Origin of the sequence: Citrobacter sp. CFNIH10 (genome assembly GCF_002934585.1) — a bacterium.
Taxonomy (GTDB): domain Bacteria; phylum Pseudomonadota; class Gammaproteobacteria; order Enterobacterales; family Enterobacteriaceae; genus Citrobacter_A; species Citrobacter_A amalonaticus.
The window spans coordinates 1,746,812-1,759,716 of record NZ_CP026216.1; the positions used below are offsets into that span (position 1 = coordinate 1,746,812).

Annotated in this window: 9 protein-coding genes and 1 pseudogene; 8 read left to right on the forward strand and 2 right to left on the reverse strand. The window is 55.2% G+C overall.

Annotated features, from left to right (window positions below; genetic code table 11):
• Nucleotides 1-3 precede the first annotated feature (3 nt).
• The 5 genes from dnaB to C2U53_RS11850 all read left to right on the forward strand — a co-directional run bounded on the left by dnaB (nt 4) and on the right by C2U53_RS11850 (nt 5,289).
• Nucleotides 4-1,419, forward strand: a complete 1,416-nt coding sequence (dnaB, locus tag C2U53_RS11830) for a replicative DNA helicase (protein ID WP_042321088.1) — start codon at nt 4-6, stop codon at nt 1,417-1,419.
• A 95-nt stretch (nt 1,420-1,514) separates the two neighbouring features.
• Nucleotides 1,515-2,594, forward strand: a complete 1,080-nt coding sequence (gene alr, locus C2U53_RS11835; RefSeq protein WP_104445945.1) for an alanine racemase — start codon at nt 1,515-1,517, stop codon at nt 2,592-2,594.
• Between the two features lie 130 nt (nt 2,595-2,724).
• The gene (gene tyrB / locus C2U53_RS11840; RefSeq protein ID WP_044257367.1) at nt 2,725-3,918 is read left to right on the forward strand and encodes an aromatic amino acid transaminase; all 1,194 of its coding nucleotides are present in this window, start codon (nt 2,725-2,727) and stop codon (nt 3,916-3,918) included.
• 174 nt (nt 3,919-4,092) lie between these two features.
• Nucleotides 4,093-4,806, forward strand: coding sequence for an acid phosphatase AphA (gene aphA / locus C2U53_RS11845; protein WP_042999042.1), 714 nt, complete (start codon nt 4,093-4,095; stop codon nt 4,804-4,806).
• Between the two features lie 126 nt (nt 4,807-4,932).
• Nucleotides 4,933-5,289, forward strand: a complete 357-nt coding sequence (locus C2U53_RS11850; protein ID WP_042999043.1) for an MmcQ/YjbR family DNA-binding protein — start codon at nt 4,933-4,935, stop codon at nt 5,287-5,289.
• A gap of 41 nt (nt 5,290-5,330) precedes the next feature.
• Here C2U53_RS11850 and uvrA read toward each other — a convergent pair whose 3' ends face one another.
• Nucleotides 5,331-8,153 (reverse strand): excinuclease ABC subunit UvrA, encoded by a 2,823-nt coding sequence (gene uvrA / locus C2U53_RS11855; RefSeq protein ID WP_104445946.1) that lies wholly within the window; start codon nt 8,151-8,153, stop codon nt 5,331-5,333.
• 252 nt (nt 8,154-8,405) lie between these two features.
• On the opposite strand from uvrA, the gene ssb1 reads away from it, so the two are divergent.
• From ssb1 to C2U53_RS11875, 3 genes and pseudogenes are all read left to right on the forward strand, one after another.
• Nucleotides 8,406-8,933, forward strand: a complete 528-nt coding sequence (gene ssb1, locus C2U53_RS11860; RefSeq protein WP_042999045.1) for a single-stranded DNA-binding protein SSB1 — start codon at nt 8,406-8,408, stop codon at nt 8,931-8,933.
• A 206-nt stretch (nt 8,934-9,139) separates the two neighbouring features.
• A pseudogene (tnpA, locus tag C2U53_RS11870) lies at nt 9,140-9,403 on the forward strand (IS200/IS605 family transposase); the annotation flags it as partial.
• A 287-nt stretch (nt 9,404-9,690) separates the two neighbouring features.
• Nucleotides 9,691-10,122 carry a universal stress protein gene (locus tag C2U53_RS11875; protein ID WP_042999046.1) on the forward strand — a complete coding sequence of 144 codons (432 nt, stop codon included), beginning with the start codon at nt 9,691-9,693 and terminating at the stop codon, nt 10,120-10,122.
• A 65-nt stretch (nt 10,123-10,187) separates the two neighbouring features.
• Here the strand turns inward: C2U53_RS11875 and C2U53_RS11880 are convergent, their stop codons facing one another.
• Nucleotides 10,188-12,896 carry a cation-transporting P-type ATPase gene (locus C2U53_RS11880; RefSeq protein WP_104445948.1) on the reverse strand — a complete coding sequence of 903 codons (2,709 nt, stop codon included), beginning with the start codon at nt 12,894-12,896 and terminating at the stop codon, nt 10,188-10,190.
• Nucleotides 12,897-12,905 lie beyond the last annotated feature (9 nt).

Sequence of the window (12,905 nt, forward strand, 5' to 3'; positions counted from 1 at the left end):
ACTATGGCAGGAAATAAACCCTTCAACAAACAACAGACTGATGTCCGTGATCGCGACCCACAGGTTGCCGGACTGAAAGTACCGCCGCACTCGATTGAAGCGGAACAGTCGGTGTTGGGCGGTTTAATGCTGGATAACGAGCGCTGGGACGATGTCGCCGAGCGCGTGGTAGCGGAAGATTTTTATACCCGTCCACATCGTCACATCTTCACAGAAATGGGGCGGTTGCAGGAAACCGGCAGCCCGATAGACCTGATTACGCTCGCGGAATCGCTGGAGCGACAAGGGCAACTGGACAGCGTCGGCGGCTTTGCGTATCTGGCTGAACTCTCCAAAAATACGCCAAGTGCCGCGAACATCAGCGCCTATGCGGATATTGTTCGCGAACGTGCGGTGGTGCGCGACATGATTGCCGTCGCCCATGAAATTGCGGATGCGGGTTTTGATCCGCAGGGGCGCACCAGTGAGGATCTCCTCGATCTCGCCGAGTCCCGCGTCTTTAAAATCGCGGAAAGCCGCGCCAATAAAGACGAAGGCCCGAAAAACATTGCCGATGTGCTCGACGCGACCGTTGCGCGTATCGAACAACTGTTCCAGCAACCGCACGACGGGGTGACGGGGGTTAACACCGGCTATGACGATCTCAACAAAAAGACCGCAGGCCTGCAGCCCTCGGATCTGATAATCGTCGCGGCGCGTCCGTCAATGGGTAAAACCACATTTGCGATGAACCTCGTCGAAAATGCGGCGATGTTGCAGGATAAACCGGTTCTTATCTTCAGTCTTGAGATGCCCTCTGAACAGATTATGATGCGTTCTCTGGCCTCGCTGTCCCGCGTGGATCAGACCCGTATTCGTACCGGGCAACTGGACGATGAGGACTGGGCGCGCATTTCCGGCACGATGGGCATTCTGCTGGAAAAACGTAACATCTATATTGATGACTCCTCCGGTCTGACGCCAACGGAAGTGCGCTCCCGCGCGCGCCGTATCGCTCGCGAACATGGCGGTATCGGGCTGATTATGATCGACTACCTGCAATTGATGCGCGTGCCATCGCTGTCCGACAACCGTACGCTGGAGATTGCTGAAATTTCCCGCTCGCTGAAAGCGCTGGCAAAAGAACTGCATGTGCCGGTCGTGGCGCTGTCGCAGCTTAACCGCTCGCTGGAACAACGTGCTGATAAGCGCCCGGTCAACTCCGACCTGCGTGAATCCGGCTCCATTGAACAGGATGCCGACTTGATCATGTTTATCTATCGTGACGAGGTTTATCACGAGAACAGCGACCTGAAAGGGATTGCGGAAATCATCATTGGTAAGCAGCGTAACGGCCCCATCGGGACGGTGCGACTGACCTTTAACGGACAATGGTCGCGCTTCGATAATTATGCGGGACCGCAGTACGACGACGAGTAAATCCTCGTCATCCTTTGTGCCGCAGCGGCGTTGACCGTCTTGCTGTGACGCAAATGATTGAGAAGATTATTTCTTTATTAAGGCAAGGAATGACAATGCAAGCGGCAACTGTAGTTATTAACCGCCGCGCTCTGCGACACAACCTGCAACGTCTGCGTGAACTGGCGCCTGCCAGCAAGCTGGTTGCGGTCGTGAAAGCGAACGCTTACGGACACGGTCTGTTAGAGACCGCGCGAACGCTCCCCGATGCTGACGCTTTTGGTGTGGCGCGTCTCGAAGAAGCTTTACGTCTGCGAGCAGGGGGGATCACGCAACCCATCCTGCTGCTGGAAGGCTTTTTTGAGGCATCCGATCTGCCCACCATTTCCGCACAACACCTGCATACGGCGGTCCATAACCAGGAACAACTGGCCGCGCTGGAAGCCGCCGAACTGGATGAACCAGTGACCGTGTGGATGAAACTCGACACCGGCATACATCGTCTGGGCGTGCTTCCTGAAGAAGCGGACGCCTTCTGGCAGCGCCTGACGCAATGTAAAAACGTGCGCCAACCAGTTAATATCGTCAGCCATTTTGCCCGTGCGGACGAGCCGGAATGTGGAGCGACCGAACGGCAGCTTGATGTGTTCAATACCTTTTGTGAAGGCAAAGCGGGTCAACGCTCGATTGCCGCCTCCGGCGGGATTTTACTCTGGCCACAGTCGCATTTTGACTGGGTTCGTCCTGGCATTATTCTCTACGGCGTGTCGCCGCTGGAAAACCAGTCCACAGGGGCCGATTTTGGCTGCCAGCCGGTCATGTCGCTGACTTCCAGCCTGATTGCCGTGCGCGAGCATAAAGCGGGCGAGCCGGTAGGCTATGGCGGAACATGGATCAGCGAACGTGATACACGTCTTGGCGTCGTGGCGATGGGCTATGGCGATGGTTATCCGCGCGCTGCGCCATCCGGTACGCCGGTGTTGGTGAACGGTCGCGAAGTACCGATTGTGGGTCGCGTAGCGATGGACATGATTTGCGTTGATCTCGGGCCGCAGGCGACAGACCTGGCCGGTGACCCGGTGATTTTATGGGGAGAGGGACTCCCGGTGGAACGCATTGCGGCGATGACTAAAGTCAGTGCTTACGAGCTGATTACCCGCCTGACTTCACGGGTGGCAATGAAGTATATCGATTAAGCGGGCGTGTGGAGTGCCGGATGGCGATGTAAACGCCTTATCCGGCAATATTCCCACCAGGCGCTCGATCTTCCTCTCCATCCGGTTTATTGTGTCTTAACCTCTGCCTGTAAACCTGGAGAACCATCGCGTGTTTCAAAAAGTTGACGCCTACGCTGGCGACCCGATTCTGTCGCTCATGGAGCGGTTCAAAGAAGATCCGCGTAGTGACAAAGTGAATCTGAGTATCGGTCTGTATTACAACGAAGACGGGATTATCCCGCAGTTGAAAGCGGTGGCGGAAGCCGAAGCGCGTCTTAACGCGCAGCCGCACGGCGCTTCGCTGTATCTGCCAATGGAAGGGTTGAATACCTATCGTCATACTATCGCGCCATTGCTGTTTGGGGCTGATCATCCGGTTCTCCAGCAGCAGCGTGTGGCGACGATCCAGACATTGGGCGGTTCTGGCGCGCTGAAAGTGGGGGCCGATTTCCTCAAGCGCTATTTCCCGGATTCCGGCGTGTGGGTCAGCGATCCGACGTGGGAAAACCATATCGCGATTTTTGAAGGGGCTGGATTTACCGTCAGCACCTATCCCTGGTACGACAATGCCACCAACGGCGTGCGTTTCAACGATCTGCTGGCGACCCTGAAAACGCTGCCTGCGCGCAGTATCGTCCTGTTGCATCCATGCTGCCATAACCCGACGGGTGCGGATTTAACGCACGCGCAATGGGATGCGGTGATTGAGATCCTGAAAGCGAATGATCTGATCCCGTTCCTCGACATTGCTTATCAGGGCTTTGGCGCTGGTATGGATGATGATGCTTATGCTATCCGTGCGATTGCCAGCGCCGGACTGCCTGCCCTGGTCAGCAACTCATTCTCGAAAATCTTCTCTCTGTACGGCGAGCGTGTCGGTGGGCTTTCTGTCGTCTGTGAAGATGCCTCCACCGCAGGCCGCGTACTGGGGCAACTGAAGGCGACCGTACGTCGTAATTACTCCAGCCCGCCGAACTTTGGGGCGCAGGTGGTCGCGACGGTGCTCGGCGATGACGCGCTGAAAGCCAGTTGGCTGGCGGAAGTGGAGGCAATGCGAACCCGTATTCTGGCCATGCGTCAGGAGCTGGTGAACGTGCTAACCGCCACCATTCCGGGCCGTAATTTCGACTATCTGCTGCAACAGCGCGGCATGTTCAGCTACACCGGGCTAAGCGCGGCTCAGGTCGATCGCCTGCGCGACGAGTTTGGCGTCTATCTGATCGCCAGCGGGCGTATGTGCGTGGCCGGTCTGAACGTGGCGAATGTGCAGCGTGTAGCGAAGGCCTTTGCTGCGGTCATGTAATTCCTCTCAGGCCGGTTGAACCGGCCTTTTTCCTTCTATATGTGATCCTCCTCTTTTTCCAGGGTTAAACCGCAGAAAATCCTTCCTTTCATCTGCCGCTGGGGTTATGGTCAGAGAGTTTGTCGAATAGTCGTACTAATAAAATCATAACTAAATGACTTAAAAGGGAAAAATATGCGAAAGATCACACTGGCGTTGAGCGCCATCTGCTTACTTTTCACGTTGAACCATCCTGCCAGCGCGCTGGCTTCTTCACCTTCCCCATTAAATCCCGGTACTAACGTTGCGAAACTCGCGGAACAAGCTCCTGTTCACTGGGTTTCCGTGGCGCAGATCGAAAACACGCTGACCGGTCGTCCGCCAATGGCCGTCGGTTTTGATATTGATGATACTGTGCTGTTTTCCAGTCCTGGTTTCTGGCGTGGAAAGAAAACCTGGTCCCCGGACAGCGAGGCGTATCTGAAGAACCCGGCATTCTGGGAGAAAATGAACAACGGCTGGGATGAGTTCAGTATTCCAAAAGAGGTCGCGCGTCAGTTGATCGACATGCACGTCCGTCGTGGCGACAGCATCTTTTTTATCACCGGTCGTTCGCCGACCAAAACCGAGACCGTATCGAAAACGCTGGCAGATAACTTCCACATTCCGGCGGCAAATATGAATCCGGTGATTTTTGCCGGGGACAAGCCGGGTCAGAACACCAAAACGCAGTGGCTGCAGGATAAAAATATCCGCATGTTCTATGGCGACTCGGATAACGACATTACCGCCGCGCGTGATGCGGGCATCCGTGGGATCCGTATTCTGCGCGCCTCAAACTCGACCTACAGACCGTTGCCGCAGGCTGGCGCGTATGGTGAAGAGGTGATCGTAAATTCGGAGTATTAACCGGCGGCTGAGCGTCTGCTGTTTTTTTAAACAAAATTGATCTGCCAGCTTTTACCTTTTGCTGTCTTGCTGCACACTGAATAGATGACATTTCAGTGGAGTATTACGCTTGCGAGGGGATTAACGATGACCAATTCGGAGTTACTGCAATACTGCATGGCGAAAATCGGCGCGGAGCAGAGTGTGCACAGTGACTGGAAAGCCACACAAATCAAAGTTGAAGATGTGCTCTTTGCCATGGTGAAAGAGGTGGAAGGTCGCCCGGCGGTATCTCTGAAAACCAGCCCCGAACTGGCGGAATTGTTACGCCAGCAGCACAGTGATGTGCGTCCGAGCCGACATCTCAATAAGGCACACTGGAGCACCGTCTACCTCGACGGCTCGCTGCCGGATTCACAAATTTATTATCTGGTGGATGCTTCGTACCAACAGGCGGTGAATACGCTGCCGGAAGAGAAACGCAAGCTGCTGGTACAGCCGTAAAAAACGCCGTTCAGTGTGAAAGATGAACGGCGTTTTGTCTTTTACAGCATCGGTTTCAGGAAGCGGGCCGTGTGTGAGGCTTCACATTCCGCCACGGTTTCCGGCGTACCGGAGACGAGGATTTCCCCACCGCCGCTACCGCCTTCTGGACCGAGATCCACGATCCAGTCCGCCGTTTTGATGACGTCCAGGTTGTGCTCAATCACTACGATGGTATTGCCCTGATCGCGTAACTGATGGAGCACGTCCAGCAATTGTTGGATATCGGCAAAATGCAGACCCGTAGTCGGTTCATCCAGAATATAGAGCGTCTGGCCGGTGCCGCGTTTCGACAGTTCGCGCGCCAGCTTCACACGCTGAGCTTCACCACCGGAGAGCGTTGTCGCCGACTGGCCGAGACGAATGTAGGTCAAACCGACATCCATCAGGGTTTGCAGCTTACGTGCCAGCGCCGGGACGGCATCAAAGAATTCACGTGCTTCTTCGATAGTCATATCCAGCACTTCGTGGATGGTTTTGCCCTTGTACTTAATCTCCAGCGTTTCGCGGTTATAGCGCTTGCCTTTGCACTGGTCGCACGGCACGTAAATATCTGGCAGGAAGTGCATTTCGACTTTAATTACGCCATCGCCCTGACAGGCTTCGCAACGCCCGCCGCGAACGTTAAAACTGAAACGCCCCGGCGTATAGCCGCGTGAGCGTGATTCCGGTACGCCAGCAAACAGCTCACGTATTGGCGTAAACACGCCCGTGTACGTTGCCGGGTTGGAACGCGGTGTACGTCCAATCGGGCTCTGATCGATGTCGATGACCTTATCGAAATGCTCCAGCCCCTGCACATCGCGGTACGGCGCCGGTTCGGCGATCGTCGCACCGTTCAACTGGCGCTGTGCAATCGGGAACAGCGTATCGTTAATCAGGGTCGACTTACCGGAACCGGACACGCCGGTGATGCAGGTGAACAGGCCGACCGGCAGCGTTAACGTCACGTCTTTCAGGTTGTTGCCGCGCGCGCCGGTCAGTTTCAGCACTTTCTCCGGGTTTGCGGGAACGCGCTGTTTCGGCACTTCAATCTTGCGTTTGCCGCTCATGTACTGGCCGGTCAGGGACTCCGGCACCGCCATAATCGCTTCCAGCGGACCTTCGGCAACCACTTCGCCGCCGTGGACGCCGGCACCCGGACCGATATCAATCACGTGGTCGGCGGCGCGAATCGCATCTTCATCGTGCTCTACCACAATCACGGTATTGCCGAGATTGCGCAGGTGGATCAGCGTCCTCAGCAGACGTTCGTTATCGCGCTGGTGAAGGCCGATGGACGGCTCATCCAGCACGTACATCACGCCGACCAGACCGGCGCCAATCTGGCTTGCCAGTCGAATACGCTGGGCTTCGCCGCCGGAGAGCGTTTCCGCAGAACGGGACAGCGTCAGATAGTTGAGGCCAACGTTGACCAGGAACTTGAGGCGGTCGCCAATCTCTTTGAGGATTTTCTCTGCAATCTTCGCCCGCTGACCGGCGAGTTTGAGATTGTTGAAGAAGTCCATCGCATGTCCGATGCTCATGTCGGAAATGGTCGGCAGCGGTGTATTTTCAACGAAGACGTGGCGCGCTTCGCGCTTAAGACGGGTTCCTTCACAACTGGCGCACGGGCGGTTGCTGATGAACTTGGCTAACTCTTCACGAACGGCGCTGGATTCCGTCTCTTTATAGCGGCGTTCCATGTTGTGCAGTACGCCTTCAAACGGATGGCGACGCACGGAGGTATCGCCACGATCGTTCATGTATTTGAATTCAATACTCTCTTTACCAGAACCGTACAGCACCACTTTGTGTACGTTTGCGCTCAGGCTGGCCCACGGGGCTTCAACGTCAAACTTGTAGTGTTCTGCCAGCGATTTCAGCATCTGGAAGTAATAGAAGTTCCGGCGATCCCAACCGCGAATGGCCCCGCCCGCTAGCGACAGCTCAGGGTTCTGGATCACGCGATCGGGGTCGAAATATTGCTGTACGCCGAGCCCATCGCAGGTCGGGCAGGCGCCCGCCGGGTTGTTAAAGGAGAACAGGCGCGGTTCCAGTTCGCGCATGCTGTAACCGCAGATTGGGCAGGCGAAGTTGGCGGAAAAGAGCAGTTCTTCTGCTTTTTCGTCGTCCATATCGGCAACCACCGCCGTCCCACCGGACAGCTCCAGCGCGGTCTCAAACGATTCCGCCAGACGAGTGCTGAGATCGTCACGCACTTTGAAACGATCGATCACCACCTCGATAGTGTGTTTCTTCTGCAGTTCCAGCTTTGGCGGATCGGAGAGGTCACACACTTCGCCATCGATACGGGCGCGGATATAACCCTGGCTTGCCAGGTTTTCCAGCGTTTTGGTGTGCTCGCCCTTACGCTCTTTAATCACCGGGGCCAGCAGCATCAGGCGTTTGCCCTCCGGCTGCGACAGGACGTTATCCACCATCTGGCTTACGGTCTGCGCCGCCAGCGGAACATCGTGATCCGGGCAGCGCGGTTCGCCAACGCGGGCAAACAGCAGACGCAGGTAGTCGTGGATTTCGGTAATGGTGCCGACCGTCGAGCGCGGGTTATGGGACGTCGATTTCTGTTCAATTGAGATGGCGGGAGACAGCCCCTCAATATGATCGACATCCGGCTTTTCCATTAACGACAGAAACTGACGCGCATAGGCAGAAAGGGATTCAACGTAACGACGCTGCCCTTCGGCATACAAGGTGTCGAAAGCGAGCGAGGATTTGCCTGACCCCGAAAGCCCGGTCACGACAATCAGTTTGTCGCGGGGGATGACGAGGTTGATGTTTTTGAGATTATGGGTGCGGGCGCCCCGAACTTCGATCTTATCCATTCACCTTTCCCGGATTAAACGCTTTTTTGCCCGGCGCAGCAGGGTGCTACCGGCGATCACAAACGGTTAATTATGACACAATAAAACCTGAATGGATATACAGTATTGGAATGCAAAACGCAGAGTCTTATGTAACAATGTCCGGCTGAGGTTGTTTCGCGGAATCCGCGTCGCAACATAGTAAATTCGCTATTGGTAATGCTACAATCGCGCGTTTACACTTATTAAGAAACGTTTTCAGGAGACTCGATCATGGCCAGCAGAGGCGTAAATAAGGTTATTCTCGTGGGTAATCTGGGCCAGGACCCGGAAGTACGCTACATGCCGAATGGTGGCGCAGTTGCCAACATCACGCTGGCTACTTCCGAATCCTGGCGTGACAAGCAGACCGGTGAAATGAAAGAGCAGACAGAATGGCACCGTGTTGTGCTGTTCGGCAAACTGGCGGAAGTAGCCAGCGAATATCTGCGTAAAGGTTCTCAGGTCTACATTGAAGGTCAGTTGCGTACCCGTAAATGGACCGATCAGTCCGGCGTAGAGAAATACACCACGGAAGTGGTGGTGAACGTTGGCGGTACCATGCAGATGCTGGGTGGTCGTCAGGGTGGTGGCGCACCGGCAGGCGGTCAGCAGCAACAGGGTGGTTGGGGTCAACCTCAGCAGCCACAGGGTGGCAACCAGTTCAGCGGCGGCGCGCAGTCTCGCCCGCAGCAGCAGTCGGCACCGGCAGCACCGTCTAATGAACCACCAATGGATTTCGACGACGATATCCCGTTCTGATCAAGCCAGTTTAGCGCTGTGCTAAATAAAAATAGAAAAGCCCCGTTTCTGACGGGGCTTTTTTGTACGCATAAAACCCCAGCCAGGCTGGAGGTTCCGGGAAGCTTTCAATTTTGAGACAGTTATTAAAACTCCTTTTGATTTGTTAAAACCCCTTGCGGTCTGGCAACTGCAAAAGTTAAACAAGAAATCAAAAGGGGGTCCCAATGAGGGACGAAAAGAGCTTAGCGCACACCCGATGGAGCTGTAAATATCATATAGTTTTTGCGCCAAAATACCGAAGACAAGCGTTCTACGGAGAGAAACGCAGGGCGGTAGGCAGCATCTTAAGAAAGCTGTGTGAGTGGAAAAACGTACGAATCCTGGAAGCGGAATGCTGTGCAGATCATATCCATATGCTTGTGGAGATCCCACCCAAAATGAGCGTATACGGCTTTATGGCGTATCTGAAAGGGAAAAGTAGTCTGATGCAAATGTCAGATCGTATGCGCCTGTTAGGGCGCGGCTAGTAACAGAGCCTTATCGGCGTATCAGAAAAACCTCCGGCTATGCCGGAGGATATTTTTTTGTCAGTTTTTCTCACGCTACGTAAATAAATCTGCAGAGTTATCAGGAAGATAAATAAACTGCCTGAGATCAAATCGTGACGACGATTATCGATTATCCTGCGTTCGCAACTTTCACCCATTAAGACTGAACCTTGCCGGGCTTTTCAGGGAAACACGATCAGCCTGTCAGCGAACATAAGGAAATTAGAATGAACAAATCCATTTTAATGCCGGTTGATATTCTGGCGATGGACCTTTCTGATAAAGCGATTGCCTGGGCCGATCACATGCTCAATAAAGAAGAGGGCGTGCTACATCTGCTGCACGTTTTCCCTAAGCTGCAGGCGTCGCCAATGCGCGGCTTTGCTTCGGATATCAAAAAATACGAAGAGTACATGACCAACGATGCGCAGGAGAAAATGCTCGCGCTGGCGAGAAAATTCAAAACGCCGCTGGAGAGGATTCGCTTTGAAGTCCGACATGGCAATATTCGCGATGAGGTGAATGACGCGGCAGCGGCGCATAATGCCGAAATGATTATTATCGGCTCACGCAAACCGGGGATTGCCACCCATTTGCTGGGCTCGGCAGCCGCTAATATTTTGCGTTACGCAAAGGTGCCGGTAATGGTTGTTCGTTAATCCGTCATCGTAGACGAAAAAGGCCTCCGGTTTTGGGAGGCCTTTTTATTGCCGGATACCGCCGGTTAGTTCCGGCGGTATTTGCGGGTGAGGGGTTTCTCAATCTCAACAATGAAGAACAGCGCGATGCCGATGGCAAAGGTAATTCCCCAGTAGCGCAGCGGCAGAGCTTCAGTACCAAACAACATCTGCAGGAACGGCACGTAGATAATCGCCAACTGCAGCAGTAACAGAATACCGCTGACCAGCCAGATGCCTTTATTCATCAGCAGACCGCGACCCAGCGAGAAGCCATCGGAAACGCGGCAGTTGAGCATGTACACCCACTGCGCTGTCACCAGCGTTTGCAACAGGACGGTGCGGATGAATTCCGGGCTGTGACCGCGCGGCTGCAGCCAGGCTTCCAGCATAAAGGCACAGGCGGCAATTAGCGTACCGACAAATCCTACGCGCCAGATAGCAAAGCCATCCATCACGTTCTCATTACTCTGGCGCGGTGGGCGGCGCATGATGTTGCGCTCACCGGCTTCAAACGCCAGACCGAATGACAGCGTGGCGGAGGTTGCCATGTTCATCCACAGGATCAGCACTGGCGTCAGCGGGATCAGATTACCCGCCAGCAGCGCGACGATGATCAGCAGACCCTGCGCCAGGTTAGTGGGCATGATAAACAGGATGGTTTTCTTCAGGTTGTCGTAGACGCGGCGCCCTTCCTGTACCGCGCTGGCAATGGTCGCGAAGTTATCATCCGTCAGCACCATGTCGGCGGCCTCTTTCGTCACTTCGGTACCTTTAATACCCATCGCGATGCCTACATCGGCCTGCTTTAGCGCCGGCGCGTCGTTGACACCATCCCCGGTCATGCCGACGATCTCACCTTTTTCTTGCAGGGCTTTTACCAGACGCAGCTTATGCTCCGGGCTGGTACGGGCAAAGATATCGTAGGTGACGGCCGCTTCGGCAAGTTCAGCCTCATCCATCTGCTCGAGTTCATAGCCCGTCACCGCATGTGTGCTGTTATGGATACCCAACATGCCGCCAATGCTCATGGCGGTTTGCGGGTGATCGCCGGTGATCATTTTGACGCGGATCCCGGCTTGCTGGCAGGCACCGATCGCCGCAATGGCTTCCGGGCGCGGCGGATCCATCATCCCGGCGATGCCGAGGAAAATGAGCCCCTCACTCAGACAGTCATGGGTCAGCGCATCGGCATCAGCACGCGCAGGCTTCCAGGCGGCAGCCACCATCCGCAAACCTTCTTTGGCATAGCGGGCGATTTCGGCCTCCCAGTGCGGCTGGGTAAAGGCTTCCGTGCCGTTCGCGGTTTGTTGCAACCGGCAGAGTTTAAACAGCACATCCGGTGCCCCGGTCACCAGTACGCGCTCGTCGTTGCCGATGCGATAGTGCGTCGCCATATATTTGTACTGGGAATCGAACGGGATTTTACTGCGCAGTTCGCTCTCGACGGCAGGCAACATGGCCTTGGCGGCCAGCACTTTCAGCGCCCCTTCCGTTGGCCCGCCGGTAATTCCCCAGTGCCCCTGTTCATCGCGAATCAACTGGCTGTCGTTGCACAGATCAATAGTACGCAGATAGCTTTCAAGCAGGCTGCCAGGCGCAATCTCTGCCTGCGCGTCGTTTTCCTCGACGTGGATCTCGCCCGTTGGTTCGTAGCTGTTGCCCTGCACGCGATAATTTTTATCCGCCGTGATGATGGCTTTAACCGTCATCTCGTTCATGGTCAGCGTGCCGGTTTTGTCGGAACAAATCACCGACATGGCACCCAACGTTTCCACGGTAGGCAGTTTGCGGATGATGGCGCGTTTGCGGGCCATGGTCTGTACGCCCAGCGACAGGATGATCGAGATAATCGCCGGTAAACCTTCCGGAACGGCCGCGACAGCCAGGCTAATTAACGAAAGCAGCAGTTCACCCATCGGCATATCGCGCAGCAGCAGACTGAAAATAAACAACCCGAGCATCATGGCGAGAATAAGGGCGAAAATCGCTTTACCGAGTTTATCCATCTGCACCAGTAGTGGCGTACGGTGCTTTTCGATCTCCGTCATCATCTGGTTGATATGGCCCAGTTCCGTCGCCTCGCCGGTGGCGATTACCACGCCAAGCCCCGCCCCGGCGCTGATGGTGGTGCCAGAGAACAGCAGGTTTTTGCGATCGCCCAGCGGCAGTTCGCCAGTCAGCGCCTCTGCCGTTTTGTCCACAACGGTGGATTCACCGGTCAGGATAGCCTCTTCAACCCGCAGGTTATGGGCTTCCATGACACGAAGATCGGCGGGAATACGGTCACCCGCACGCAGTACCACGATATCGCCGACAACCAGATCGGTCGTCGCGACCGTCTCATGTTGTCCGTTACGGACCACGACAGCGGATGCGGAGAGCATATTGCGGATGCTTTTCAGCGATTTTTCCGCGTTGTTTTCCTGAATATGGCCAATCAGGGCGTTGATCACCGCGACGCCGAGGATGACGGCTGTATCCACCCAGTGCCCCATTACGGCGGTGAGGGCCGCTGCGGCGATCAGGACGTAGATCAGAACATCGTGAAAATGGGCCAGAAAGCGTAGCCAGGCGGGTTTACCCGCTTTTTCCGGTAGTGCGTTAAGGCCATCTCTGGCAAGACGTGCGCTGGCCTCATTGTGAGTCAGCCCGGAAGGTTGGCTCTGCTGATTTTTCAGAACCTCCTCAACGGTTAGCTGGTACGGCTTTTTTCCAGCGCATGGCGCAGAATGGAGACGATTGCTGTTCGGCATTCTGGTCAA